The sequence below is a fragment of the Pseudomonas sp. NPDC089743 genome (assembly GCF_044748785.1).
Taxonomy (GTDB): Bacteria; Pseudomonadota; Gammaproteobacteria; order Pseudomonadales; family Pseudomonadaceae; genus Aquipseudomonas; species Aquipseudomonas putida_X.
Genome location: NZ_JBIVGS010000006.1, coordinates 37,420 through 63,517 on the forward strand (window position 1 = coordinate 37,420; position 26,098 = coordinate 63,517).

General features: G+C 62.4%; 27 protein-coding genes. 14 read left to right on the forward strand and 13 right to left on the reverse strand.

Annotated elements, in window-relative coordinates:
• Positions 1–14: 14 nt before the first annotated feature.
• The 5 genes from ACIPZC_RS12865 to ACIPZC_RS12885 form a co-directional block, all read right to left on the reverse strand.
• The gene (locus ACIPZC_RS12865; protein ID WP_400627298.1) at positions 15–782 is read right to left on the reverse strand and encodes an SDR family oxidoreductase; all 768 of its coding nucleotides are present in this window, start codon (positions 780–782) and stop codon (positions 15–17) included.
• Positions 779–1,555: an ABC transporter permease gene (locus tag ACIPZC_RS12870; RefSeq protein ID WP_241806050.1), complete on the reverse strand. Its 777-nt coding sequence runs from the start codon at positions 1,553–1,555 to the stop codon at positions 779–781. The genes ACIPZC_RS12865 and ACIPZC_RS12870 overlap by 4 nt, the downstream gene beginning before the upstream one ends.
• A 29-nt stretch (positions 1,556–1,584) precedes the next feature.
• Positions 1,585–2,562: an ABC transporter substrate-binding protein gene (locus ACIPZC_RS12875; protein WP_400627582.1), complete on the reverse strand. Its 978-nt coding sequence runs from the start codon at positions 2,560–2,562 to the stop codon at positions 1,585–1,587.
• A gap of 55 nt (positions 2,563–2,617) precedes the next feature.
• On the reverse strand, positions 2,618–3,454 hold the full coding sequence (locus ACIPZC_RS12880; RefSeq protein ID WP_349974840.1) for an ABC transporter ATP-binding protein: 837 nt from the start codon (positions 3,452–3,454) through the stop codon (positions 2,618–2,620).
• A gap of 359 nt (positions 3,455–3,813) precedes the next feature.
• Positions 3,814–4,698: a DMT family transporter gene (locus tag ACIPZC_RS12885; RefSeq protein ID WP_349974660.1), complete on the reverse strand. Its 885-nt coding sequence runs from the start codon at positions 4,696–4,698 to the stop codon at positions 3,814–3,816.
• Between the two features lie 149 nt (positions 4,699–4,847).
• On the opposite strand from ACIPZC_RS12885, the gene aceK reads away from it, so the two are divergent.
• Positions 4,848–6,557: a bifunctional isocitrate dehydrogenase kinase/phosphatase gene (gene aceK / locus ACIPZC_RS12890; protein WP_400627301.1), complete on the forward strand. Its 1,710-nt coding sequence runs from the start codon at positions 4,848–4,850 to the stop codon at positions 6,555–6,557.
• A 22-nt stretch (positions 6,558–6,579) separates the two neighbouring features.
• On the opposite strand, the gene ACIPZC_RS12895 is transcribed toward aceK, so the two are convergent.
• Positions 6,580–7,440 (reverse strand): DUF6279 family lipoprotein, encoded by an 861-nt coding sequence (locus ACIPZC_RS12895; protein ID WP_400627303.1) that lies wholly within the window; start codon positions 7,438–7,440, stop codon positions 6,580–6,582.
• A 132-nt stretch (positions 7,441–7,572) separates the two neighbouring features.
• Between ACIPZC_RS12895 and ACIPZC_RS12900 the strand changes: the two genes are divergently transcribed.
• Positions 7,573–8,409 (forward strand): S1 RNA-binding domain-containing protein, encoded by an 837-nt coding sequence (locus tag ACIPZC_RS12900; protein WP_241806054.1) that lies wholly within the window; start codon positions 7,573–7,575, stop codon positions 8,407–8,409.
• A 2-nt stretch (positions 8,410–8,411) separates the two neighbouring features.
• Here the strand turns inward: ACIPZC_RS12900 and ACIPZC_RS12905 are convergent, their stop codons facing one another.
• The gene (locus tag ACIPZC_RS12905) at positions 8,412–8,792 is read right to left on the reverse strand and encodes a hypothetical protein (protein ID WP_241806055.1); all 381 of its coding nucleotides are present in this window, start codon (positions 8,790–8,792) and stop codon (positions 8,412–8,414) included.
• A gap of 110 nt (positions 8,793–8,902) precedes the next feature.
• Positions 8,903–10,372 (reverse strand): nitrous oxide reductase family maturation protein NosD, encoded by a 1,470-nt coding sequence (locus tag ACIPZC_RS12910; RefSeq protein ID WP_400627305.1) that lies wholly within the window; start codon positions 10,370–10,372, stop codon positions 8,903–8,905.
• Positions 10,373–10,617: 245 nt separating this feature from the next.
• Between ACIPZC_RS12910 and ACIPZC_RS12915 the strand changes: the two genes are divergently transcribed.
• The 3 genes from ACIPZC_RS12915 (at position 10,618) to def (ending at position 12,438) form a co-directional block, all read left to right on the forward strand.
• A complete protein-coding gene (locus ACIPZC_RS12915) occupies positions 10,618–10,797 on the forward strand; it encodes a CsbD family protein (RefSeq protein WP_241806057.1) in 180 nt (59 codons plus the stop codon).
• 154 nt (positions 10,798–10,951) lie between these two features.
• The gene (locus tag ACIPZC_RS12920) at positions 10,952–11,905 is read left to right on the forward strand and encodes a YihY/virulence factor BrkB family protein (protein WP_241806058.1); all 954 of its coding nucleotides are present in this window, start codon (positions 10,952–10,954) and stop codon (positions 11,903–11,905) included.
• The gene (def, locus tag ACIPZC_RS12925; RefSeq protein WP_267817967.1) at positions 11,902–12,438 is read left to right on the forward strand and encodes a peptide deformylase; all 537 of its coding nucleotides are present in this window, start codon (positions 11,902–11,904) and stop codon (positions 12,436–12,438) included. The genes ACIPZC_RS12920 and def overlap by 4 nt, the downstream gene beginning before the upstream one ends.
• On the opposite strand, the gene ACIPZC_RS12930 is transcribed toward def, so the two are convergent.
• On the reverse strand, positions 12,393–12,842 hold the full coding sequence (locus ACIPZC_RS12930; RefSeq protein WP_400627308.1) for a GNAT family N-acetyltransferase: 450 nt from the start codon (positions 12,840–12,842) through the stop codon (positions 12,393–12,395). The two genes, def and ACIPZC_RS12930, sit on opposite strands and share 46 nt — an antisense overlap.
• Positions 12,843–13,118: 276 nt before the next feature.
• Here ACIPZC_RS12930 and ACIPZC_RS12935 point away from each other — a divergent pair, with 276 nt between their 5' ends.
• Positions 13,119–13,376, forward strand: a complete 258-nt coding sequence (locus tag ACIPZC_RS12935; RefSeq protein ID WP_008098787.1) for a DUF2790 domain-containing protein — start codon at positions 13,119–13,121, stop codon at positions 13,374–13,376.
• A gap of 66 nt (positions 13,377–13,442) precedes the next feature.
• Here ACIPZC_RS12935 and ACIPZC_RS12940 read toward each other — a convergent pair whose 3' ends face one another.
• Positions 13,443–14,804 carry a PLP-dependent aminotransferase family protein gene (locus ACIPZC_RS12940; protein WP_400627584.1) on the reverse strand — a complete coding sequence of 454 codons (1,362 nt, stop codon included), beginning with the start codon at positions 14,802–14,804 and terminating at the stop codon, positions 13,443–13,445.
• Positions 14,805–14,880: 76 nt separating this feature from the next.
• On the opposite strand from ACIPZC_RS12940, the gene ACIPZC_RS12945 reads away from it, so the two are divergent.
• From ACIPZC_RS12945 to ACIPZC_RS12970, 6 genes are all read left to right on the forward strand, one after another.
• On the forward strand, positions 14,881–15,849 hold the full coding sequence (locus tag ACIPZC_RS12945; protein ID WP_400627311.1) for a threonine dehydratase: 969 nt from the start codon (positions 14,881–14,883) through the stop codon (positions 15,847–15,849).
• Positions 15,850–15,960: 111 nt separating this feature from the next.
• Positions 15,961–16,605, forward strand: a complete 645-nt coding sequence (locus ACIPZC_RS12950; protein WP_241806062.1) for a LysE family translocator — start codon at positions 15,961–15,963, stop codon at positions 16,603–16,605.
• Positions 16,606–16,730: 125 nt separating this feature from the next.
• Positions 16,731–17,156, forward strand: coding sequence for a nuclear transport factor 2 family protein (locus tag ACIPZC_RS12955; protein ID WP_241806063.1), 426 nt, complete (start codon positions 16,731–16,733; stop codon positions 17,154–17,156).
• A 44-nt stretch (positions 17,157–17,200) separates the two neighbouring features.
• Entirely contained in the window at positions 17,201–17,545 is a 345-nt protein-coding gene (locus tag ACIPZC_RS12960; RefSeq protein ID WP_241806064.1) for a YciI family protein, read from the forward strand.
• A 21-nt stretch (positions 17,546–17,566) separates the two neighbouring features.
• Positions 17,567–18,052 (forward strand): SRPBCC family protein, encoded by a 486-nt coding sequence (locus tag ACIPZC_RS12965; protein ID WP_241806065.1) that lies wholly within the window; start codon positions 17,567–17,569, stop codon positions 18,050–18,052.
• A complete protein-coding gene (locus ACIPZC_RS12970) occupies positions 18,052–19,290 on the forward strand; it encodes an RNA polymerase sigma factor (RefSeq protein ID WP_400627314.1) in 1,239 nt (412 codons plus the stop codon). The genes ACIPZC_RS12965 and ACIPZC_RS12970 overlap by 1 nt, the downstream gene beginning before the upstream one ends.
• 40 nt (positions 19,291–19,330) lie before the next feature.
• On the opposite strand, the gene ACIPZC_RS12975 is transcribed toward ACIPZC_RS12970, so the two are convergent.
• Both ACIPZC_RS12975 and ACIPZC_RS12980 read right to left on the reverse strand, forming a co-directional pair.
• The gene (locus ACIPZC_RS12975; RefSeq protein ID WP_012315672.1) at positions 19,331–19,801 is read right to left on the reverse strand and encodes a MaoC family dehydratase; all 471 of its coding nucleotides are present in this window, start codon (positions 19,799–19,801) and stop codon (positions 19,331–19,333) included.
• Positions 19,802–19,834: 33 nt separating this feature from the next.
• Positions 19,835–20,779: a lysophospholipase gene (locus ACIPZC_RS12980; protein ID WP_400627316.1), complete on the reverse strand. Its 945-nt coding sequence runs from the start codon at positions 20,777–20,779 to the stop codon at positions 19,835–19,837.
• Between the two features lie 209 nt (positions 20,780–20,988).
• Here ACIPZC_RS12980 and fadD2 point away from each other — a divergent pair, with 209 nt between their 5' ends.
• Together fadD2 and fadD1 are read left to right on the forward strand one after the other, a co-directional pair.
• Positions 20,989–22,677 (forward strand): long-chain-fatty-acid--CoA ligase FadD2, encoded by a 1,689-nt coding sequence (fadD2, locus tag ACIPZC_RS12985; protein ID WP_400627318.1) that lies wholly within the window; start codon positions 20,989–20,991, stop codon positions 22,675–22,677.
• 309 nt (positions 22,678–22,986) lie between these two features.
• On the forward strand, positions 22,987–24,684 hold the full coding sequence (gene fadD1 / locus ACIPZC_RS12990; RefSeq protein ID WP_400627320.1) for a long-chain-fatty-acid--CoA ligase FadD1: 1,698 nt from the start codon (positions 22,987–22,989) through the stop codon (positions 24,682–24,684).
• 99 nt (positions 24,685–24,783) lie between these two features.
• On the opposite strand, the gene ACIPZC_RS12995 is transcribed toward fadD1, so the two are convergent.
• The gene (locus tag ACIPZC_RS12995; RefSeq protein WP_400627322.1) at positions 24,784–26,091 is read right to left on the reverse strand and encodes an NAD(P)/FAD-dependent oxidoreductase; all 1,308 of its coding nucleotides are present in this window, start codon (positions 26,089–26,091) and stop codon (positions 24,784–24,786) included.
• Positions 26,092–26,098: the final 7 nt, after the last annotated feature.

Below are 26,098 nucleotides of genomic sequence, written 5' to 3' on the forward strand. Positions count from 1 at the left end.
AAGGTCTCCTTTGCTCAGGGCATGACGAACCCGCCGTTGACCGGCAGGGTTTGTCCAGTGATGAAGCGCGACAAGTCGGACAGGGCGAACAGCACCGCGCCACTGACGTCGTCGGGCAGTTGCGGGCGCTGGATGGCCCGTTGTTCGGTGTACAGGCGGTGGCGGGCCTCGGGCACATAGGCGGTGGCTTCGACCAGCACCAGGCCGGGGGCGATGGCGTTGACGGTGATGTTGGCGTTGCCCAGCTCGCGGGCCAGGCTGCGGGTCATGGCGATCACCGCCCCTTTGCTGGCGACATAGGCCAGCAGGTTCGGTGCACCCCACAGGGGGGTGTCGGACGCCAGGTTGATGACCGCGCCACGGCCACTTTCGCGCAGTGCCGGGAGGGCGGCGCGGGTCATCAGCCAGGTGCCGCGCACATTCACCTGCATGACCTGGTCCCAGGTCTCGATGTCCAGTTCCTCGCAGCTCTTGCCGCCGGAATTGGTGATCGAGGCGTTGTTGACCAGGCCGTCCAGGCCGCCCAGGCGTTTGACCGTGCGCTCGATGCAGGCCTCGATGGACTCGGGGCTGGCAAGGTCCAGGCTGACGCCGCTGACATCCAGGCCCATACCGCTCAGCTCGCAGGCAGCCTGTTGCACACGCCCGGCGAGCACATCGGCGATGACCACCCGTGCGCCGGCCTGGGCTATGGCCTGGGCAAAGGCATAGCCCAGCCCGCGGGCACCGCCTGTGACCAGCACGCGGCGGCCCTGGAGAAGGTTGTTGAAGCTGCTCATCATTGGCTACTCAGCATGGCTTTGGGGAGGTAGTGCAGGACGCGCTTCTCGGCCCAGACCACGGCGCCGTAGGCGAGTACGCCGATCAGCGTGAGCATGACGATGGCGACGAACACGCCTGCGGTGTTGCCCTGGCCTTCGGCATCCACCAGCAGGAAGCCCAGGCCCTGGTTGCCGCCCACCAGTTCGCCGACGGTGACGCCGATCACGGCCAGGGTCGAGGCGATGCGCAGGCCGGAGAACAACGCGGCCATGGCCGAAGGGAACTCCACCAGGCGGAAGATCTGCCAGCGGCTGGCGTTCATGGTGCGCACCAGGTTGATCATGTCGGGGTCGACGGTGCGGATGGCCGAAAGCACGTTGATCATCACCGGGAAGAACACGATCAGGATGGCGATGAGGATCTTCGGGTAGATGGTGTAGCCCAGCCACATCACGAACAGCGGGGCGAAGGCCACCTTGGGCGCGATCTGCAGCGCCAGGATGTAAGGTGAAAGCATCGCTTCGGCCGAGGGCGACAGCCCCAGCGAGACGCCGATAGCGACCCCCAGCAGAGCACCAAGGGCGAAGCCGACGATGATTTCGAAGGCGGTGATCAGGGTGTGTTCCAGCAGGCCGCCGGAATGCCACATCAGCACGCTTTCCTGAGCCACCCGGCTCAGTTGTGGCATAACGAACTCGGGCATGCCGACCAGCCCCGGGCCCCATTGCCAGAGCACCAGGAACAAGACCAGCAGGGCGATGCTGCCGGCCACGGAAGGGTTGAGCTTTCTCATCGGGCGCTTACCTTGTCATTGCCGGGCCGTCATTGGGCCGCGGTTCGGGTTTCGATGAACTGGTTGCTGTAGAGCTCTTCGAGCTTGGGTTCGCGGTTGACGATGCCCTCGCTGACGTAGAACTTGCGCACGGTGTCCAGGCGCACCGGGTCGATGCGGCCGAGTACCGGCTGGCCGGCGTAGACGTATTCCACGTACAGGCGCAGGGTCTTTTCCAGCGAGGCCTCTTTGCCGGCGTAAGCCGGGACTGCACGGGCGAAGGTGGCGGCGGCGGCCTTGGGGTCATCGATGATGTCCTGCAGGCCGCGCAGGGTGGCCTGAACCACACCGCGAACGATCTGCGGGTGATGCTCGATGGCGTCGTCTGACGCGAGGATCGCCTGGGCCATGCTTTCGAACACCTGTTCGCGTGGAATCAGCGCGTACTTGAGCCCGGCGTCTTCAGCGTTGACCACCCAGTCCGGTACCCCGGCCATGGCCTGGGCCTTGCTGGCCGAGAACAGTTGCCACACGCCCGAGGGGCCGGCTGCCTGGATATCCACATCGTCCTTGCTCAAACCAGCCTTGCGCAACGAAGCGAGCAGGGCGTAGTAGGTGGTGTCGGAGTAGGACATCACCGTCAGTGTCTTGCCCTTGAGCTGGCTGACCGAGTGGATGTTTTCGCCGGCGTTGGTCGCGATCATGGTGACCCCGCCGCCACCGAGCACCGCCACTGCACGTACCGGGATGCCGTTGGGGCGCACGATGATCGGCGTATCACCGATGGCGCCGCCAACCAGGGCGTTGCCGGCGCCGATCTGCTTGGCCACGTCGACGCCGCCTTTGGCGGCGATGAAAGTCAGGTCCAGATCCTGGGCCTGGTAGTAGCCTTTCTCCTTGGCGATGATCCACGGCGCGAACGCTGGCAGGCTGGGTGGAGCAGGCAGCAGGTAGGTGACCTTTGTCGGCTCGGCCTGGGCCTGGGTTGCCAGGCTCAGTGCCAAGGCTGCCAGGGCGGTATGAGCCATGCGCTTGAGGTGTGTGGTGAACATGCTAACTCCCGAATGGTGAGTGGGGCGTCGGTCAGTGCAGGTCGAGGTCTTCGCCGACCTTCAGCAGATCCATCAGGCGGCCGGCCAGCGGGCCGATTTCCGGCAGCTTTCGGCGTTCCAGCGGGTTGTTGCGATAGGGCAGGTCGATTTCGATCTCTTCGATGATCGTGCCGGGGCGGGCGCTCATCACCAGCAGGCGGTCGGACAGCGCAATGGCCTCGACCAGGTCGTGGGTGATGAACAGGGCGGTCTTGTTTTCCTCGAACAGCATCTGCGCCAGGTCCTGTTGCAGGATCATCTTGGTCTGCGCATCAAGGGCCGAGAACGGTTCGTCGAGAAACAGTACCTGCGGGTCGATCGCCAGGGTGCGGGCGAGCGCGGCGCGCTGGCGCATGCCTCCTGACAGTTGGAACGGGTAGTGGTCGGCGAAGCCTTGCAGGTGGCAGCGCTTGAGCAGATCCTCGGCGATGGCTTTGCGTTGGCTGGCAGGCATGCCCTGGATTTCCAGGCCCAGCTCGACGTTGCGGCGGATGCTGCGCCATGGCATCAGAAGGTCTTTCTGCAGCATGAAGGCGACTTTCGGGACCGGGCCGTTGACGGCTTCACCGCCGACCAGCACTTCGCCTTCAGTGGGCCGGTACAGGCCCGAGCCCATGTTGAGGATGGTGCTCTTGCCACAGCCTGAGGGACCGATGATCGACACCACTTCGCCGCGACGGATCTGGAAGTTCACGCCATGAATGGCGAACGGGGCATCGGCCTGGCCCTTGGCGGGGAACGCCTTGCCGACATTGCGGAATTCGATTTCCGTGGGGGCCGGGTGTTCGTTGCGCTGCGGTTCATGCCATTGCGGGGCGATTGCGTACATCTCTTTCACAGCCATGGGCGCGGTCTCTGGTCTGTTTTATAGGTGATACGCCGTTTAGTGCATGAACAATGCCAGGTGAGAAATTTCCAAAATTAAATATGAAAGTGTTTATTTATTAATGAGTTGCGAATTTCTGATAAGTTTTGCTTTGTTTTATATATGAAACGTAGTTTTCTATGTGGCACAAAAATGCCCAGCAACTGCGCATGAGTTGGCTTCGTGCGTAGTTGCCGGGCATTTTCGGTAACGTGAAACTGTGTGGTTTTACAGGTGAAACGGTGTTGCGTTCATCGCCGGCAAGCCGGCTCCCACCGGGATCGCGCCAACTTTTAGAAGTTGAGCAAGGCAGTAGCTCTCTCTCAGGCCAGGGCGCGGCGTGTGGGCTTGAGGACCAGCCAGAGGGCGGCTGCAATCAGCACGCCGCCATACAGGTGGCCCATCGACAGCGATTCGTCCAGCAGCCACGCACCCCACAGCACGCCGAAAACCGGAATCAAAAAGGTCACGGTACTGGCCTTGACCGGCCCTATCTCGGCCAGCAGACGGAAATACAGGATGTAGGCGAAGGCCGTGCACACAAGGCCCAGGCCCAGCAGCGACAGCCATACCTGCCAGCCGCCCCAGCTGGCAGGCGGCTGGGTCAGCGCACTCCAGGCAAACAGGGGCGTCATCATCAGGGTGGCACCGAGCATGCTGCCGAGCGCTGACAGGCGGCTGTCCAGGCCACTGATCCAGCGCCGCGCCAGAAAGCCTGCGAAGCCATAGCAGGTGGTTGCCGCCAGGCAGGCCAGGGCGCCCTGCAGCAGTGCCAGGTCCAGCGCCACCGGGCCCGCGCCACTGAGAATGCCGACACCGAACAGGCCAAGGAAGATGCCGCACAGCTTGGGCAGGGTCATGGCCTCGCGGAAGAACAGTGCGCCGATCAGCACACCCATCAGGGGCGTGGTGGCGTTGAAGATCGCCGAATAGCCTGCCGGCAGTACCTGGGCTGCCACCGAATAGAAGGTGGCGGGGATGCCTGAGTTGATCATGCCCAGCACCAGGCAAGCGCCGAGTTTGCCCTCGAAGTTCCAGCGTACGCGCGCTGCTGCGAGTATGGCGATCAGGCCCAGGCAGGCGATTGAGACGCGAAAGAAGGCGGTAGGTACGGTGCCCAGTTCAGGTGCGATGATGCGCATGAACAGAAAGCTCGCCCCCCAGACGGCGGCAAGGGTCAGCAGGCGGGTCAGGGCGATGGGGCTCACGGTGGTCTCCGGGTACAGGGCAGGGCGCGAGTGTACGCGATGGCGCTCGGGCTGATCTTGTCCTTTCTTGCGCTGCAAGCCGGTAGAGGCGTCGCAAAGCTCCACCGGCGGCTAAGCTGTCTATCTCACCCCGCACCGAGGTGTCCTGCATGACCCAGCACTGGCCGGCCGGCGAAATCGCCCGAATGATCCTCGATGGCTTCGATGACTACCGCGAACACTTTCGCCGCATCACCCTGGGCGCCCGCGAGCGCTTCGAGCAGGCGCGCTGGCAGGATATCCAGCGGGCAGCAGCGGCGCGGATCAACCTCTACGAGCAGAAGGTCGGTGAGGTCAACGGCTGGCTGCGGGACGGGTTCGACGAGGAGGTGCTGCTGGAGGTCGAGCAGTGGCCGTTGGTGAAAAGTGCCTATATACGCCTGATCGACCCGCGGCTGGACGATGAGCTGTCGGAGACCTGGTACAACTCCTTGTTCTGCAGCCTGTTCAGCCATGATCAGATCAACGACGGCTGCATGTTCATCCATACCACCCGGCCTTCGATACGCAGCCACGAGCGCGCCGCACAGACCCACACCTATAGACCCGACGGCAGCCTCAAGGGCCTGTTGCGGTCTATCTTCTGCGCCTATGCGTTCGATTACGGTGACCTCGAGAGCGACCTGTCACGCCTTGAAGAGCAGTTGCGCGACTGCCTGCCTGACTGGGTGTGCAAGGACCCGGCGCTGGCCGTTGAGTTGTTCGTGCCGGTGCTGTACCGCAACAAGGGTGCCTACCTGGTGGGCCGGTTGTACAACAGCGATGAGCAGTGGCCCCTGGTGATACCGCTGCTGCACCGCGAAGGCCATGGCATCGAAGCGGATGCGCTGATCACCGACGAGGCCGAGGTGTCGATCATCTTTTCCTTCACCCGTTCGTACTTCATGGTCGACGTGCCGGTGCCGGCGGAGTTCGTCAATTTTCTCAAGCGCATCTTGCCAGGCAAGCACATTGCCGAGCTGTATACCTCGATCGGCTTCTACAAGCATGGCAAGTCGGAATTCTACCGCGCCCTGATCAACCACCTGGCCAGTACCGACGATCGTTTCATCATGGCACCCGGTGTGCGCGGCATGGTCATGAGTGTGTTTACCCTGCCGGGCTTCAATACCGTATTCAAGATCATCAAGGACCGCTTTTCGCCCTCCAAGACGGTCGACCGCGCCACCGTGATCGACAAGTATCGCCTGGTGAAGAGTGTCGACCGGGTCGGGCGCATGGCCGATACGCAGGAGTTCGCCGACTTTCGTTTCCCCCGGGGCAAGTTCGAGCCAGAGTGCCTGGCCGAGCTGCTGGAGGTGGCGCCGTCCACCGTGACCGTGGAGGGCGACACGGTGCTGGTCCGCCATTGCTGGACCGAACGGCGCATGATCCCGCTCAATCTGTACCTGGAGCAGGCCAGCGCAGCCCAGGTACACGAAGCGCTGGAGGACTATGGCCTGGCCATCAAGCAGCTGGCCGCAGCCAACATCTTTCCGGGGGACATGCTGCTGAAGAACTTCGGGGTTACCCGCCATGGTCGTGTGGTGTTCTACGACTATGACGAGATCAGCTACCTGACCGAGGTGAACTTCCGCCATATCCCACCGCCGCGCTACCCGGAGGACGAGATGTCGGGGGAACCGTGGTATTCGATCGGGCCGCACGATGTGTTCCCGGAGGAGTTCCCGCCGTTTCTGTTTGCCGATATGGGCCAGCGGCGTTTATTCAGCAAGTTGCATGGGGAACTGTACGACGCGGACTACTGGAAAGGGCTGCAGGCCTCCATCCGCGAAGGCAAGGTGATCGATGTGTTCCCGTATCGGCGCAAAGGGCGCTGAGGCGGGTTGTCGGGCCGCCTGCCTAGCCCTTCAGGCACTTGAGCTCACTGAAGTCGGTACGCACCTTGGCCAGCCGCTGCTCAAGATACTGCCGCTGGGCCGGGCTACTCTGTTGCAGCAGGTCGATCAACAGGCTGCGTGTCTGCTGTTCGCTGTTCTCAAAGGCGGCGCGGTATTGCGGGGTCCACAGGCTTTCCTTGCGCTGCAGCAATTGCGCCAGGCGCGGTTCGAAACTGGCATCGCTGCGCTGGTTCATGGCCAGCATCAGCTGTTGTTGCCAGTGCGCACGGTTGGCGATCCACTGGCGGTTCTGGTCGCCCAGCGCCTGTGCCCAGGTTTGCACACGCTGGCGTTGTGCGGCGGTGAGTTCGCCGAACCAGGGTGCCAGGCGCTTTTCCATGCGCTCGGCGCGGCGGGCGACTTGTTTGGGCAGGGGGGTATCGACGTATTTCTTTTGCCGTTCACTGATGTCTTCACGGAATGCATCGCCCATCTGTGCGACCTGGGCGTCGCTCATGCCACGCAGCAGCTCGGTGGCCGACGGGGTGATCGCTTCTGCGACGCGACCGATCGCCTGGCGGGCTTCATTCATGCGCTGTTGCAGCGCCTGGTCAGTGACTTGCCCCTCGGCGACCATGGAGCGTATGCGGTCGAGCCAGTCGAGGTAGCCAGGCAGTTGGGTCGTGCAATGCCAGGCCAGGTGCTGCTTGAGGCGTTCGTCGAGCAGCGACCGCTGGTCGCGGTTCATGGCCAGGTAGTCGTCCAGCGACCACGGGACCAGCCGGTCGAGGTTGCGGTAGGCCAGGTCTATACGGCTGCAGGCCACCAGTGCCAGCGCGAATGCCGTGGCGATGATCAGGGCTTTGGACAGGCGTAGAAACATGTGCTGATCCCTTGCAGATGGCTGGCCACACGGTAGTCGCGAGTACCCCGCGACGGTTCCGCCGAATCAGCGGTCGGGCGGCGCGCTGGCTTCAGGTGTAGAATAGCCGCCTTGTCTTGAGGAACATCGGAAATGGCTCTGCTTGGGCGTTACAACAGTTTGCAAATCGTGAAACACGTGGACTTCGGCCTCTACCTGGACGGCGGCCCCGACGGCGAGATCCTGCTGCCCGGGCGCTATATCCCGAAGAACGCCGAAACCGAGGTCGATGACTGGCTCAACGTGTTTCTCTATCTGGACAGCGAAGACCAGCTGATCGCCACCACCGAAAAGCCCAAGGTGCAGGTGGGCGAGTTTGCCAGCCTCAAGGTCAAGGACATCAACGGTGCGGGCATCTTCCTCGATTGGGGCCTGTCCAAGGACCTGCTGATGCCGTACTCGGAAGAGGCGCGGCCGCTGAAGGTCGGCGATTACTGCGTGGTACATGTCTACCTCGACAAGCGCACCCGGCGCATCACCGCCACGTCACGCCTGGACCGCTATCTGGACCGCACTCCGGCCGATTATCAGGTCGGTCAGCCGGTCGAGCTGCTGGTGGCGGGGGAGACGCCGATGGGCTTCAAAGCCATCATCAACAACCGCCATTGGGGCCTGATTCACAAGAATGAGATCTTCAAGTTCATGCGTTCGGGCATGCATGAGAAGGGTTTCATCAAAGAAGTGCGCCATGACGGCAAGATCGCGTTGAGCCTGCAGCCGGTCGGCCAGGCCCTGGCGGACGGGCTGCATGAGCAGATCATGCAGCGCCTGGAGGCCGAAGGGGGCGTTTTGCCCGTGTGCGACAAGAGCGACCCTGCGGTGATCAGCCGCATGTTCAACGTCAGCAAGGGCAACTTCAAGAAGGCCATCGGCGCGTTGTTCAAACAGGGCCGGATCGTCATCCATGACGATCGCATCGAGCGGGTCTGAGGTCAGGCCTGCACGAATGTGCTGAAGTCGAGCTGCTCGCCGCCCGGGCGGGTGTCGCGCAGCAGCGAATCACGGTCGGCGCTCAGCGCCAGGCTGATGGTCGAGCGGCGCTTGCCAGCATTGCGCACTTCCATCTGCTCCTGATGCGCCTTGAGGAAGTTGGTGGGGACCTTCAGGTGCTGCAGTTCGTCGCTTTCAGGGCTGTGCAGCAGCAGGTTGACCCAGTCGGGCTGGCCCTTGCGCAGCAGCGCCACCGGCACTTCGAACCACCACAGGTTGCGTTTGGGGTCGAGGATGGCGAACAGTGTGTTGGCACTGGTCAGCACTGGCTTGGCCAATGCTTCGTTGCGCCGGGCAATGGCGGCGGGTTTGTCGAGTTTCATGCAGGTTCCTGCGGCGTGACGCTATAAAGGGCTGCATTGTGAGGCGTGGCGGGTGGCGGAGCAAGGTTTGCGGGCCTCCTCGTCGCGTACCGGCGAGGAGGCCATCGACACTAACGGCGAAGCGGCTGGCTCAACTCGGAGGTCGCGCCGTCTGCCGTGGTCACGGTGGCGGTGAAGCTGCGCATCCCCTCGGCATTCTCCAGCACCTGGGCAAACTGCGCCTGCCCCTTGGCATCGCTGGTTACCAGCACTTCCCCCAGGTACTGCTCGGCCTCAGTGCCTTGTACCTGGGCATTGCCAAACAGCTCGATCCGCAGCAGGCTCGATGCCGGGCCCTGCACTTCACCGCGCAGCACATTGCCTTCCAGGGCCAGCAGCCGTGGGGCTTGCTGGTTGTGGTTGGGCAACGCCTGGCAGGGCTTGGGCTGGCCCTGGGCATCGCAGATCGCGGCCTGGTCCTTTTTCGGCAGCTCTGCACCGACCCCGCGTGAACCTACGTACAGTGCATGGGCCTGGGCTGGCACGCCAAACACGATGGCGCCTGTGCGCTGATCGGGTACGCAGGAGCCGCCAGCTTCGCAGCGGCGGATAGCCTGGCTGTTGCCCCAGATCCGGTTACCGGTCAGGCGCGTGGTGGTGACCTCCGGCTCTGGGCGCAGGGCCACGCCGATGCGGTTGCCGTGGATCAGGTTGCCGTCGAGGATATTGCCTTGGCCGGTGACGCTGACCCCGATCGAGTTGCCGCTGAAGGTGTTGGCGCCCAGATAGTTACGGTTGCCCCAGTTGATCTGCAAGCCGTCGGAGTAGTTTTCGAAACGGTTGCGGACCACGCTGTTGTCGTTGCCCAGCAGAATCTCGATGCCTTGGGACGGCTCTGGGTTGGCGTCAGTCGAGCGGAACAGGTTGTCGGCCACCAGGTTGAACGCCGCGCCGCGGGTCAGCTCCAGGCCGTCGCCATTGTCGATCAACTGGTTACGCAGCACCTTGTTGTTCACCGTGGTGGTGGCTGTGGGGTTACCGGCACCGTCATCGCCGGTGAGCATGATGCCGGCACCGCCCTTGTTGGCGACGATGCGGTTGTCTTCGATGACGTTGCGGCTGGCGCGGTTGACCAGAATGCCGATGCAGAAATTGCGCACTTCCAGGCCACTGAGGTGGACGCCCTGGGTGTCGCGCAGCACCAGCCCTGGGTTGGTGGTGGTGCGCACGTTGGTGCCGAACTGGCCGGGCAGGGCGCCGGGACAGGTACGTACACCCTGGTCCTTGATGTAGCCGGCGCCGTCAATGGCGATGTATTGGCCGTCGCGCGCCCAAGGCAGGCCGGTGATCTGCACCGGGCCTTTGATTTCAGGCAGCGCGCGGGTCGGCCGAATGACGAACGGCGCTTGGCCGACTGCGGCGATGTCGATGCGGTAGTGGCCGGGGTTCTGGTTGCTGGTTTCGATCGCCCAGCGCAGGGTGCCTGGCTGGCCGTCGTCGGCGTAGCGGTCGACCCGCAGGGTTTCGGTGGCCGGTGCGCCAGCGAGCGCAGGCAGGGGAAGCAGCGGCAGCAAAGCTGCGAGCAGGGGCATCAAACGCATGGGTGCAGGGTTCCGTAAGCTGTTGTTTTTATAAGCATGCAGCCGCCATTGGGCTGCTGTTTGCCCGCGATTCTAGGGCAGCAGGCCGGCAATGCGCAGGCGTAGGTAGCCGATTCAGTGCGGTATTCGCCCGCAGATTTACCGCTCGGCTTGAGATTGCAAAAATGTTTGAAACTCCTGGCGTGGCCGCTGGGTCCACCTTCTGTCGACACGGTTTACGTGTCTCCATTTGCAGGAGATTTGCCATGAGCGGCACTAAAGACAAAGTCAAAGGTATGGCCAACGAAGCAGTGGGCAACATCAAGCAAGGTGTTGGCAAAGTCACCGACAATGACAAGCTGCGTGCGGAAGGCAAGGCCCAGGAAGTCAAGGGCGAAGGGCAGCAGATCAAAGGTGACGTCAAGGATGCTGTGAAAAAGCCTTGATCGAAGTATGACCACAGCCCCGTTGCCTGCAGACGGTGATGGGGCTGTAGTTCAAGAGTGCGAATTTTCTTCAAGTCCAGCAGGGAGCAGCACACCAGTCGCGTGGTCTATTAGACTTCCCTGATGTACTGATCAAGCGGCGAAAGGAGACGCTATGATTTTTCCCGACCTGGGTGGCTTGCCCCTTCACCGTATTCTGGTGCGCACCGTCAAGGAGTTCCTTGACGACGAGATGTCCACTTACGCCTCTGCGCTTGCTTACCAGATGCTGTTTTCTTTGTTCCCGTTCCTGCTGTTCCTCATTGCACTGATCGGCTTTCTGCACTTGCCGGACTTTTTCTCCTGGCTGCGCCTGCAGTCGGAACTGGTATTGCCCCCCCAGGCGTTGGAACAGGTCAACCCCGTCATCGATCAGTTGCAGCAGTCCAAAGGTGGCCTGCTGTCGGTGGGTATCGTCATCGCGCTGTGGACTGCATCTGCAGGCGTACGGCTGATGATGAGTGCCATGAACGCCGCCTATGACGTGCCCGAAGGGCGCCCGGTGTGGAAGCGCATACCGTTGTCGATTTTCTATACCGTCGGCATTGCCGGTATGTTGCTGGCGGCGGCCGCGTTGATGGTGCTGGGGCCGCAGGTGATGGAGTGGATCGCCGCGCAGATCGGCATGCAGGAAGTGATCGTCACGGTGTGGACGATCTTGCGTTGGCCGGCAATCATCATCCTGATGATGGTGGCGGTGGCGGTGATCTACTACGTGATGCCCGACGTGAAACAGAAGTTTCGCTTCATCACCCCAGGCTCGGTGCTGGCGGTGGTGGTCTGGATCATCGCTTCGCTGGCTTTCGCTTACTATGTGAAGACTTTCGCCGATTACAATGCCATGTATGGCAGTATCGGTGCGATCATCGTGTTGCTGTTGTATTTCTACATTTCTGCCGCCGTGTTGTTGTTGGGTGCGGAGATGAACGCTGTGATCGAACACATGTCCGCTGAGGGCAAAGACCCTGGCGAAAAGGACTTCGATGGCGATGAACCCAAGCAGACCCTGACCGTGCTCGGCCATGAACACCCTGCCGAGCCCCAGCCCACCGAGCCGAACCCGAGATGATCCGTGACATCCTCAAGATGGGCGACGAACGCCTGCTGCGCGTCGCTGCACCCGTGCCAGCCCACCTGATCGGCAGCGCCGAACTGCAGCAGTTGATCGACGACATGTTCGAAACCATGCGCCATGTCGGCGGCGTGGGGCTGGCCGCACCGCAGGTCGGTATCGACCTGCAACTGGTCATTTTCGGGTTCGAGCGCAGTGAGCGTTACCCGGATGCCGAAGCGGTGCCACAGACCATTCTTCTCAACCCGGTGATCACCCCGCTGTCCACTGAGATCGAGGAGGGTTGGGAAGGCTGCTTGTCTGTGCCCGGCCTGCGCGGGGTCGTGCCTCGCTACAAGCACATCAGCTATGAGGGCATCGACCCGCAGGGCAACCCGGTCAACCGGGTCGCTGATGGGTTTCATGCCCGCGTGGTCCAGCATGAGTGCGACCACCTGATCGGGCGGCTGTACCCTTCGCGGATTCAGGATTTCGCCAAGTTCGGTTACACCGAGGTGCTGTTCCCTGGCCTGGACGCCAGCGACGATTGACCCTGCACCATCGCTATCAGCCGTTTGCTGCGTTGATAGCGGGCCAGGCGTGACCCCAGCGCTTCAGGCAACACGCTCGCAGGGGAGAAACCCAGGCGGTGGTAAAAGGCTTCGAGGTCCGGGTGGCAGAACAGCCACGTTGGGCCACGCCCTTCGCCCAGTGCTGCGTGGACCAGGCGTGCGGCGACACCTTGGTTTCGCCACGCTGGCGCTATCAGCAGGCCGGTGAGCCACTGGCCACCGGCAACAGCGCTCAAGCTCAAGCCAGCAATGATTGCGCCCCTGCGCGCCACCCACAACTCACCGTCGCTGGCTGCGCGCATACGCGAGCCATGCTGGCGATAGAAGTGGTCCAGCAGCCGCCGTTCCAGGTCGGTCAGTGGGGTACAAAGGAGTGGAGGCATGGCGTTCCGCTGGCAAACAGCTCTAGCCCAATGATTTCGGGCCATCAAACCGTTTCGCTTTGTCGCAGATTGTTGCAAAAACTGCAAGGGTGAATGTCCGAGTTCGGGGTTCAACTATTCCATGCCGGGAGTAGAATTTGACCTATCCCCCCTGGCAGTACGACACAGCGGGATCGGTACTTCGTGTCATCTTTGCAGTTGATGACAACTTCTCCGCGCCATTGACGGCATATGAAGTCAATCGATCAGCTTGATTGATTCAAAGGCCAAACATCCATGAAACCATTACTGATTCTTGCATTGGTCGGTATGTCCTCGTTCGCCCTTGCCGATGAGGCCAAACCCGTCTCCACCGAGCCTGTGGCCCAGCAGTACGACTATTCCATGAACCTTGACATCAAACGGGTGATCAACCTGTCGACCATCCCCAATGTCTGCGAAGTGGTGCCTGCGACCATGACCTATGAAGACCATCAAGGCCAGGTGCACACCATTCAGTACCGGGCCATGGGCGAAGGTTGCCAGCAGGGTTGATGGTCCTGCGTCAGCGGCCTATTCGCACCGGGCAGTAGCGGGCAGGCCGCTTGCGTCACCCTCGGGTCATTGGCGGGTCAGTACCTGCCGTACCACCTCCAGCCCTCGTTTCAGTTCAGCCCGGCTGCTTGCCGCCGACAGGCTGATGCGCACGGCCTGCACCTCGCTCGCGCCAATGGCGAAGACACTCGCCGGGACGACTTCCACACCTTGCTCACGGCACCGCCGTACCACCCCCTCAGCCCCCTGCGGCGTGCCCAGCCACGCGTGGGGTGAAGGCTGGCCTGTGTTGCGCAGCCCATCGGCCAGCAGCCTGCGTGCCAGGCGCCAGCGCTGGCTAAGTTCTGCTTTCTGCCAGGCCAGCCGCCGGGCGGCAGTGCCGTCATCGATCCACTGGCAGGCGACATGCAGGGCCAATGGCGACACAGGCCAGTGGCTGGCCTGGGCGTGCGGGTCGACCTGTGTCAGCAACTTCGGGCTGGCCACGATCCAGCCCAGCCTCAAGCCTGCAGCCACCGTCTTGGACAGGCTGCTGATGTAGATCCCCTGATCGCCCAATAATGGGTAGAGCGGCGGTCGTCCGCTGAGCGCGCCATAAACATCATCCTCGATCACCAGCAGCCCCAGGCGTTTGACCACCCCAGCGATTGCCTGGCGGCGACCATCATCCATGCAGGCGCCTGTGGGGTTGTGCAGGGTGGGGGTGGTTACCAGCACGCGGGCACCGCTGGCGCGCGCCACCCGGTCCAGGTCATCGGGCCGCAGGCCTTGGTCGTCCAGGGCCACGCCATGTACGGGCAGCCGCAGTTGCCGGCAGGCGGCCTTGATGCCCGGCGCGGTCAGAGCTTCAAGCATCACGGGCTCGCCCGCCTGGCAGAATGACTGCAGTACCAGTGCCAGCGCTTGCTGGGCGCCGCCGCACAGCAACAGTTGGTCCGCCGACAGGGCCAGGCCGCGATTGGCCAGCCAGTGGGCGCCACGGATGCGCCCCAGCAGCAACTGCTCGGGGCCCAGGTAATGATCGAGCAAGCCCTGGTCGCGATCTTGCAGCAGCTGGCGCAAGCAGTCGTGCAGATCATGATTGTGCGGATCGGCGACTGGCACATTGGTCGACAGGTCGATCAGCGTTTTTTGCCCTTCGCAGTGCTTGAGGCGAAACAAGGTCGCTTCCTTGCTTCCAGCCAGCACATAGGTCCCACGGCCCACTTCGCCGGCCACCAGGTGGCGGGCGGCGGCTTCACGGTAGGCTTGTTGGGTGGTGCTGGGGTTCAGGCCCAGTTTCCAGGCTAGCCGCCGTTGCGGCGGCAGGCGGTCACCGACCTTGAGTACGCCGCTCTCGATCGCGTTGCCTATTGCATCGACCAAGGCCAGATACCGGGGTTGGTCATCGTCGACGAGTTGCGGGATCCACACGAAATTGCTACCCATGCAATATAAGGTTGTACCCATACAATGCCCGTCGCTTAGGATCGGATCAACTACACACCGAGAAGGGATGATCGCCATGTTCGACCTCGCCGCCCTGCGCGAAGCCGCCGATTACGTTCACCAACACGTACCCGCTACCCCCCAGCACGCCTGGCCGTTGCTGGCTGAGCGGCTGGGCTGCAAGGTGTGGGTGAAGCACGAAAATCACGCACCTACCGGGGCCTTCAAGGTCCGGGGCGGGCTGGTGTATGTGCGCTCGCTGCTGGCCGGCGGCAACCCTCCCCGCGGGCTGGTGACCGCGACACGTGGCAACCACGGGCAAAGCATGGCCCTGGCGGCGCGGCAGGCAGGCATTGCGTTGGTCATCGTAGTGCCTGAGGGCAACTCCTCAGAGAAGAACGCTGCCATGCGCTCGCTGGGCGCCGAGTTGGTCGAGTATGGTGTGGACTTCGATGTGGCCCGTGAGGAAGCGGCGCGGCTGGCTGAAGAATTGGGTTATGCCATGGTGCCTTCGTTTCACCCGGAGTTGGTGCGCGGCGTGGCCACCTATGCCCTGGAGCTGTTTGAGGCTGTGCGTGATCTGGACTGCGTTTACGTGCCGATCGGCATGGGGTCAGGCATTTGCGGGCTGATCCAGGCGCGTAACCTGCTAGGTTTGAGTACCCAGATCGTCGGTGTGGTGTCCAGTGCCGCCGATGCCTATGCACAAAGCTTCGAGCAGGGTCGTATCGTTACCACCGCCACTGCTGAAACCTTCGCCGATGGCATGGCTTGCCGGGTACCCCATCCACAAGCCTTTGCCCTGGTGCATGAGCATGCTGCGCGGATCGTGCGGGTCACCGACAGTGAGGTCGCCGAGGCCATGCGGGTTTACCACGAGGCTACGCACAACACTGCCGAAGGTGCAGGCGCTGCAGCGCTGGCCGCGTTGATGCAAGAGCGCGAACGGCAGGCCGGCAAGCGTGTGGCGGTGGTGTTGAGCGGGGCGAACGTGGACCGGGGCCGGTATGCGCAGATTCTCACGGGTAGTGAAGGTCCTGAATGATTCTTTTGCCATGAGTGCCAGCTGGGTTTGACAGCATTGTTGTGATGGGAACCTGATGCAACCTACTCGTGATAGGCTCTACGGCGCTCTTCAGCGGCCATCGAGTACCCCATGCCTTTCTCCAACGGTTTTCTCCTCAGCCTGTCCCTGTGCCTGGATATCGGTGTGGCCAATATCGCCATGATCACCTTGGCCATGCAGCGCGGTTTCCTGCAAGGCTTCTGGCTTGGCCTGGGGACGTGCGTCGGTGACCTGGTGTACGCAATCGCAGCGCTGGCCGGCATGACCGTGTTGCTGCAGTTCGAGAGCGTGCGCTGGGCCTTGTGGCTGGGTGGTTCAGCGCTGTTGGTGTGGTTCGCCCTGAAGATGCTGCTGGCGGCCTGGCGCGGCGGGCATATGCAAGTGCGTAGCGAGGCGGTGGCGGAATCGGCCTGGCGCGAGTTCATGCGCGGTATCTTCCTGGCCATGTCGTCGCCCACCGCCATTTTGTGGTTCGCCGCTGTCGGTGGCGTGCTGATTTCCCGTTCCGGTGGCGGTAGCGTGCTGGAGGCCGGCTTGTTTCTTGGCGGCTTTTTCGCCGCAGGGCTGGTCTGGTGCCTGAGCCTGTGCGGCATCGCCAGCCATGGTGGGCGCCTGCTCGGTGACCGTTTGCTGACCTGGTCGTACCTGCTTTCGGCGGCGATTTTCTGCTATTTCGCGGTGTACGTGATCCTTTCAGGTTATCGCGAATTCATACTGGCCAGCCCGGCGGTGTAGGCGGCTACTGGGGGCAACCCCGCTCTTCAGCCTTTTTTCTGCCTGTTGTCGATTTGCTGCGCTCCCGTTCGACCAGTGGTGAAGGCGCCGAGTACCGGCGCCACAAGCACGTCGGAGAGCCCCTCATGAATACCCAGGCCGAAAGCGAAATCCGTGAACTGATCGAGCGCTGGATGCAAGCGGTGCGCGATCGTGACATCCCAGCAATCACCGCCCCCTATGCCGACGACATCGTCGCCTTCGATGCGATCAAGCAATTGCAGTTCAAGGGCAAGGCCACGTACCAGGCCCATTGGGAATTGTGCATGGGCTTTTGCACCGGCCCGATGATTTTCGAATTGGCCGAACTCACGGTATACGCCGATGGCGACCTGGGCCTGGCCCATTGGCTCAACCGCTGCGGCCCGTCGGACGACGAAAGCCAGTGCGGTTTCATGCGTGTCACCGTGGGCTATCGCAAGGCCGCCGGCCAGTGGCGGGTCATCCACGAACATTGGTCGGCGCCTTTCGATATGGAAACCCAGAAAGCGCTGTTCGATCTCAAACCCTGATCCGCTATCGCCAAACGCACGTTGCCAATGCCGTGGAGATCACCATGAAATACCTGTGCCTGGTCTATTGTGACGAGGGGCTGCTGCACAGCCTGCCCGACAGCCCCGAAGACGCCGAATGCATGGCTTACGCCGAGTCGCTGCAGCGCTGTGGGCGGATGCTCGCGGCCGAGGCGCTGAAACCGGTGCAGACCGCAACCACGGTGCGCGTGCGCAGTGGCCACATGAGCCTGACCGATGGCCCGTTCGCCGAGACCAAAGAGCAGCTCGCGGGTTTTTACCTGGTCGATGCCCGCGATCTCAACGAGGCTTTGAACATTGCCAAAGGCATCCCGGCAGCACGGGTCGGCAGCGTTGAAGTGAGGCCCGTGCGCGACCTGCAACCCTGACCGCAACGGAGAACAACAAGAATGAGCCTTGCCCAACCTGCGCAAGCGCAGCACGAGTTGTCCATCAGCCGCCTGATCGACGCCCCGCCCGCCAAGGTGTTTCGTGCCTGGACCGAACCCCGGTGGCTGATGCAGTGGTGGGGGCCGCATGGCATGACCACGCCGGAATGTGAAATGCAGCTCTGGGTCGGCGGCCTGTTTCGCACTTTGATGCGTGCGCCCGACGGTACCGAGTACCCCACCCAGGGTGTGTTCCTGGAGATTGCCGCGCCACGTCGTCTGGTGTTCACCGATGCGTTCGGGCCAGGCTGGGTGCCGTCTGCCAAAGCCTTCATGACCGCAGTGGTGACGTTTGACGAGGAACATGGCAAGACCCGCTATACCGCTCGGGCCTGGCACTGGAGCGCTGCCGACTGCACGGCCCATGAAGAAATGGGGTTTCACCAGGGGTGGGGAGAAAGCCTGGACCGCCTGGTGGAGGTGGTGACCCAGCGGATGCCGGACTGATGGCAACGCTGTTGCAGGTGCGCGCTGAAATCGAGGCGGTTTACCGCCGGGACTCACGGCGTATCCTGGCCACGCTGATCCGCCTGCTGGGGGATTTCGACCTGGCAGAGGAGGCCATGCATGATGCCTTCTTCATTGCCGTCGAGCGCTGGCAGCGCGACGGTATCCCGCAAAATCCACGTGCATGGCTGGTATCGACCGGCCGTTTCAAGGCCATTGACGCGGTGCGGCGCCGCGCGCGTTTCGACCGTTCCCAGGCTGACCTGATCATGCTCATCGAGGGCCAGGGGCCAGACCCCAGTGAAGAGGCGTTGCTCGCCGATGATCGCCTGCGGCTGATTTTCACATGCTGCCACCCGGCCCTGGCTGCCGATGCGCAGGTGCCGTTGACCCTGCGCGAAGTCTGTGACCTGACCACCGAGCAGATCGCCCGTGCCTTCCTGCAGAGCCCGGCGACCATCGCCCAACGCATCGTGCGCGCCAAGGCCAAGATCCGCGATGCACGCATCCCTTACCAGGTGCCGGAGCTGAACGAATTGCCTGAGCGCCTGGAAAGCGTGTTGCGGGTGATTTACCTGGTGTTCAACGAAGGCTATTCGGCGTCTTCGGGCGAGGCTTTGTTGCAGCAGGCGTTAAGTGACGAAGCGATTCGGCTGGGCCGCTTGCTGGTGCAGTTGCTACCGGACCCGGAGGCGGTCGGGTTGCTGGCGCTGATGTTGCTGCAGGCCTCACGCCAGCGAGCACGGTGCGATGCCGAGGGCAATCTGGTGCTGCTCGACCAGCAGGATCGCAGCCTGTGGGACAGTGCGCAAATCAACGAAGGTTGTGAACTGGTGCAGCGGGCGTTGCGCAGCCGGGCGTTCGGTGCCTACACGGTGCAGGCGGCCATTGCAGCGGTGCATGCGCAGGCCAGGAGCGCCAGTGAAACGGACTGGGCACAGATTGTCGGCCTTTACGATGTGCTGCAGCGGCAATGGCCGTCACCAGTGGTGGCGCTCAACCGAGCGGTGGCGCTGGCCAAACGGGATGGGCCGCAGGCGGGGTTGGCGGAGGTTGAAACGATCCTGGCGACGGGTGAGTTGCGCGACTACCACCTGGCGCATGCGGCGAGGGCGGAGCTGCATTGCCAGTTGGGGCAGCTAGAAAAGGCCCGTGCGGCCTGGCGGCAGGCGCTGGACTTGACGCGTCAGGCGCCGGAGCGGCGGCATATCGAGGGCAAGCTCAAGGCGTTGGAATGACCCGGCAGCACCGGCCCTGTCGCCGGTACTGCCTGAATGATCAGCTGGCGACGAAATTCGGCGGCGATACCAGCTCTACCGTCTGCTGCTTGCGCGGTGCCAGGATCTCTGCTTCGCCCTCTACCACCAGCTCATCGTTCTGGTTGTACACGTTGGTGGCGATACGCACTTTGAATTTGGGCAGCTTCTCGAGGATTTCCAGGCGTACGGTCAAGGTATCGCCGATTTTCACCGGCTTCTGGAAGCTCATCTTCTGGCCCAGGTAGATGGTGCCGGGGCCGGGCAGGGTGCAGGCCACTGCCGCGCTGATCAGCGCGCCGCTGAACATGCCATGGGCGATGCGCTCACGGAACATGCTCTTGGCCGCGAATTCGGCATCCAGGTGCACCGGGTTGTGGTCACCGGACATCGCGGCGAACAGCTGGATGTCGCGTTCTTCCACAGACTTTTCGTAACTGGCCTTTTGGCCGACTTCTAGAGCTTCGTAAGGCGTGTTGGTGACCTGGGTCATTGGCGCTTCCTTGATGGGCGGACAAGGCCGTTATCATTCACTGCGGGCAGGGCGGCCAAGGGCCAGCGCCTGTTCCAGCCACGCGAGGATATCGGCGGTGACCTCGTCCCGGTTGAGTTCATTGAGCACTTCGTGGCGCGCCTTCGGGTAGACGCGCAGTTGTACATGTCGATTGCCGGTCGCGCGCAGGGCGTCGGCCAGATGGGTGAGACGCTTGCCGGCACTCACCGGATCACATTCACCGCCAATCACCAGCAACGGCAGGTTCGGATCGATCTGCGCAAGGTTCTTTGCCTGGCTGATCTGCGCCAGGCCGAGCAGCAAGTCTAGCCACAACTGGTTGCTGCAGCGAAAACCGCACAAAGGATCGCTGACGTACCTGTCCACCTCGTCAGGGTCGCGGCTGAGCCAGTCGAAGGGCGTGCGGTTGGGTTTGAACGCGTTGTTGAACGAACCGAACGACAGCCACTCGATCAGCGCACTCTTGCCTTGCGGCCCTTGGCGCCAGGCCTCCAGCCGGGCGATCAGGCGCGCCAGGCGATATAGCGCCGGCGGCTGGAAATTGGAGCCACTGAGGATCGCCCCGTGCACGCTGCCGCTGTGGTGCATCAGGTAGGCCTGGGCGATGTAGCTGCCCATGCTGTGGCCGAACAGGAACAGGGGTGCGGAGGGGAACTGCTGGCCGATGTGCTGGGTGAGCAGGGCCAGGTCGTTGACCACGGCATTCCAGCCATGTTGCCGGGCGAACAGGCCGAGGCTGCCCTGTTCGGCGGTACGCCCGTGGCCGCGCAGGTCTGCAGCCAGCAGCGCATAGCCGGCAGCGCTCAGCGCCTGGCCCAGGTGCTGGTAGCGCCCGCCATGTTCGGCCATGCCATGGGCCAGCAGCACCACCGCCTTGACCGGGGTAGCCGGCAGCCATTGGTGCACGTAGAGGTTGCAATGCTCGCTGGCCGGCAGCCAAAAGGCGTCGTAAGGCATGGCGGATCCTTTGCACTGGGGTACGAGCACAGAGTATGCGCAAGCGGCCGGATTGCAGGAAGGGCACAAATAAGATTCACAATGTTAATGGCGGCCCTTGGCATATAGGCCACCTCTGGCTTACCTGCTAACGTCGGTTGAACGCCTTTTTGCCATCAGGCAAAGGGATTACAGGCTAAGAGCGGGTTCAGGCAGAGGAACAATAATAAATGCAAGCCGACTTCTGGAATGACAAGCGCCCGGCGGGCGTGCCTTCCACCATCGATATCTATGCGTATAGCTCGGTCGTCGAGGTTTTCGAGCGCTCCTGCAAGCGCTTCGCTGACCGCCCGGCGTTCAGCAACCTGGGCAAGACCCTGACCTATGGCGAACTCGACCGCCTGTCGGCGGCCTTTGCTGCCTGGCTGCAGCAGCACACCGACCTGGTGCCGGGTGACCGCATCGCCGTACAGATGCCCAACGTGCTGCAGTATCCCATTGCGGTGTTCGGCGCCCTGCGCGCCGGGCTGATCGTGGTCAACACCAACCCGCTGTACACCGAGCGTGAAATGCGCCACCAGTTCAAAGACGCCGGTGCCCGCGCCCTGGTCTACCTGAACATGTTCGGCAAGCGGGTCCAGGAGGTGTTGCCCGATACCGGCATCCAATACCTGATCGAGGCGAAGATGGGCGACCTGTTGCCTACGGCCAAGGGCTGGTTGATCAACACCGTGGTCGACAAGGTAAAGAAAATGGTCCCGGTCTATCATCTGCCGCAGGCCATCTCGTTCAAGCAGGCACTGCGCGAGGGCGCGGCGCTGAGCCACAAACCGGTAATCCTGAGCCTCGACGACATCGCCGTGCTGCAGTACACCGGCGGCACCACGGGCCTGGCCAAGGGCGCCATGCTCACCCACGGCAACCTGGTGGCCAACATGCTGCAGGTGCTGGCGTGCTTTTCGCAGCATGGCCCGGACGGGCAGAAGCTGATCAAGGAAGGCCAGGAGGTGATGATCGCGCCGCTGCCGCTGTACCACATCTATGCCTTCACCGCGAACTGCATGTGCATGATGGTCACCGGCAACCATAACGTGTTGATCACCAACCCGCGCGATATCCCTGGCTTCATCAAGGAACTGGGCAAGTGGCGGTTCACCGCACTGCTGGGGCTGAACACCCTGTTCGTGGCGCTCATGGATCACCCGGGCTTCCGGCAGCTGGATTTCTCGGCGCTCAAGGTGACCAACTCTGGCGGTACGGCGCTGGTCAAAGCCACCGCCGAACGTTGGGAGAGCCTGACTGGCTGCCGCATTGTCGAGGGCTACGGCCTGACAGAAACGTCGCCAGTGGCCAGCACCAACCCTTATGGCGAGTTGGCACGCCTGGGTACCGTGGGAATACCGGTGGCAGACACCGCGTTCAAGGTGATCGACGATGAGGGCAATGAACTGCCGTTGGGCGAGCGGGGCGAGTTGTGTATCAAGGGCCCGCAGGTGATGAAGGGGTACTGGCAGCAACCCGAGGCGACGGCGCAGACCCTGGATGCCGATGGCTGGCTGAAGACCGGCGACATTGCGGTGATCGACCCGGACGGCTTCACGCGTATCGTCGACCGCAAGAAGGACATGATCATCGTCTCTGGCTTCAACGTGTACCCCAACGAGATCGAGGACGTGATCATGGGCCACCCGAAAGTAGCCAACTGCGCCGCCATCGGCGTGCCGGACGAGCGCTCGGGGGAGGCCGTGAAACTGTTCGTGGTGCCCCGTGAGGGCGGCCTGAGCGTCGATGAACTCAAGGCCTACTGCAAGGCCAACTTCACAGGTTACAAAGTGCCCAAGCACATCGTGCTGCGTGAGTCGTTGCCGATGACACCGGTGGGCAAGATCCTGCGTCGCGAGCTGCGCGACATCGCCTAGGGTGTTGGGAGCTGCAAGCTTCAAGCTTCAAGCTGCAAGCCGCAAGCGGGGCGCGCATGGCTCTAGCTTGCAGCTTGCGGCTTGAAGCTCGCCACTTTAAGTCAAATACTCTAAAAATGACTTGTATCGTTCATTGAGTCATTTTTGTGACCGTAAGGCCCGATTTGGCCTCTAGGCGACCCTTTGCAAAGCTGTTACTCTCGGCCCGCTTTCAGATGATTCGGTTTGCAACGAACCGCCATCTCATATCAATAATAAACGCATCGACGCGTAAATCGAACTTCGCTGTTGCTGAAGGAGTGGGCTTCCATGATCGACCATTTTTGGAAGGATAAATACCCAGCCGGGATTACGGCGGAAATCAATCCTGACGAATTTCCCAATATCCAGGCGGTACTCAAGCAATCCTGCCAACGCTTTGCCGATAAACCGGCCTTTAGCAACCTGGGCAAGACCATCACCTACGGCGAGTTGTATGCCCTGTCGGGCGCTTTTGCGGCCTGGCTGCAGCAGCACACCGACCTCAAGCCGGGTGATCGCATTGCCGTGCAGCTGCCGAATGTCCTGCAGTACCCGGTAGCAGTGTTCGGCGCCATGCGCGCCGGGCTGATCGTGGTCAACACCAACCCCCTTTACACCGCACGGGAGATGGAACACCAGTTCAACGACTCCGGTGCCAAGGCCCTGGTGTGCCTGGCCAACATGGCTCACCTGGCCGAGAAGGTGGTACCCAAGACCCAGGTCAGGCATGTCATCGTCACCGAAGTGGCCGACCTGTTGCCACCGCTCAAGCGCCTGCTGATCAACAGCGTGGTCAAGTACGTGAAGAAGATGGTGCCGGCCTACAACCTGGCGAACGCCGTGCGCTTCAACGATGCCCTGGCGCGGGGCAAGGGCCAGCCGGTGGTCGAGGCCAACCCGCAAGCCAATGATGTTGCCGTGCTGCAGTACACCGGCGGTACCACCGGTGTGGCCAAGGGCGCAATGCTCACGCACCGCAACCTGGTGGCCAACATGCTGCAGTGCCGGGCGCTGATGGGTTCGAACCTGCAGGAAGGTTGCGAGATCCTCATCACCCCGCTGCCGCTGTACCACATCTATGCCTTTACCTTCCATTGCATGGCGATGATGCTGATCGGCAACCACAACGTGCTGATCAGCAACCCGCGTGACTTGCCGGCAATGGTCAAGGAGCTGGGCAAGTGGAAGTTCAGCGGCTTCGTCGGCCTCAACACCCTGTTCGTTGCCCTGTGCAACAACGAGGCGTTCCGTGCGCTGGACTTCTCGGCGTTGAAGATCACCCTCTCCGGTGGCATGGCGCTGCAACTGAGTGTGGCCGAGCGCTGGAAAACCGTCACCGGTTGCGCCATTTGCGAAGGCTATGGCATGACCGAGACCAGCCCGGTTGCGGCGGTCAATCCGGCCGAAGCCAACCAGGTCGGTACCATCGGTATCCCGGTGCCCTCGACCCTGTGCAAGGTCATCGATGACAGTGGCAGCGAGCTACCGCTGGGCGAGGTGGGCGAGCTGTGCGTCAAAGGGCCGCAGGTGATGAAGGGCTACTGGCAGCGTGAAGAGGCCACCGCCGAGATCCTCGACAGTGACGGCTGGCTCAAGACCGGGGACATTGCCCTGATCCAGCCCGATGGCTACATGCGCATCGTCGACCGCAAGAAGGACATGATCCTGGTCTCGGGCTTCAACGTGTATCCCAACGAGCTGGAGGACGTACTGGCTGCCCTGCCGGGCGTACTGCAGTGCGCTGCGATCGGTGTGCCGGACGAAAAGTCGGGCGAATTGATCAAGGTGTTCATTGTGGTCAAGCCGGGCATGACCGTCACCAAGGAGCAGGTGATGGAGCACATGCGCGCCAACGTCACCGGCTACAAGGTGCCGCGTTACATCGAGTTCCGCGATGCGTTGCCAACCACCAACGTGGGCAAGATCCTGCGCCGCGAATTGCGTGATGAAGAGCTGAAGAAGCAGGGCCTGAAGAAGATCGCCTGATCCTCGCCAACGCCCGGCACTATCCGCATCACACTGGAAAACTGGGGCCGCTTCGCGGCCCCTTTCGCGACATCCCGCCGCGCCTGCCGGGGAGTGCAATCAGCGCAGTTTTTCCAGCATCTGGTAGTACCACATCCCCGCCGCCAACAGCGGATTGCCCAGCAGGTCCCCCATCGGTACCTTGATGTGCTTGCACCCGGCAAAGGTATCGAACTTCTCCAACGTACCGGTCAGCGCCTCGGCCATGATTTCGCCCATGATGTGGCTGGTGGCGATGCCGTGCCCCGAATAGCCCTGGCAGTACCAGACGTTGTCCGAAAGCTTGCCCAGTTGCGGTATGCGATTGACCACGATCCCCATCGCGCAACTCCACTGGAACTCGATCGGCACCCCTTTGAGGGCCGGGAAGGTGCGCTCGATGCATGGGCGCAGCTCACCTGCGATATCACGTGAATCCTTGCCTGAATAGTTGGCGCCGCCGCCGAACAGCAGGCGTTTGTCGGCAGTGAGGCGATAGTAGTCGAGCACGAAACGGCAGTCGTACACCGCCAGGTCCTGGGGGTTGATCTGTTCGGCCAGTTCGCCCAGCGGCGCGGTGGTGACGATGCCGCCCATGGCGGGGAAGATCTTGCCCTTGAGCTGACGCTTTTCCAGCTTGTGGTACACGTCGCCGGCCAGCATCACCTGGCGTGCTTCGATTCGGCCTTGGGCAGTGACCACTGCAGGGCGCGGGCCGTGCACGATGTCCAGCACCTCGGAGTTCTCGAAGATCAGCGCGCCCAGTGCGTGCGCGGCACGCGCTTCGCCCAGGCACAGGTTGAGCGGATGCAGGTGCAAGTTGCGCAGGTTCTTCAGGGCGCCCAGGTACAACGGGCTTTGCAGATGCTCGGCAACCGCGTTGCGGTCGAGCATCTGCACCTGGTCGCCCATGCCCCGGCGATGCGCCTGGGCTTCGAAGGCGCGCAGTTCATTGAGGTGTGACGGTTTCATCGCTGCATGCAGGTGGCCACGCTTGAGGTCACAGGCGATGCCATAGCGCTCGATCCGCTGCTCGATGATCTGGTGCCCGCGCCAGCGCAAGTGCCAGATAAAGTCATCCACCTCGCTGCCCAGGCGGTCGCGCATCTGCGTGCGCATGGCTTCGTCGCCCGAGAGGCTGCCGGTGACCTGGCCGCCGTTGCGGCCGCTGGCGCCCCAGCCGATGCGGTTGGTTTCCACCACCGCCACTTTCAGGCCGCGCTCGGCCAACTCCACGGCGGTGGCCACGCCGGTGAAACCGCCGCCGATAATCGCCACGTCCACCTGCACAGTGCCCGTGAGCTGCGGGTACTGCGTGTGGTCGTTGAGCGAAGCACTGTAATAGGAGGGCGCGCGCTGGGCCGGGCCGTTGTTCACTGCTGCGTTCATGGGTGTT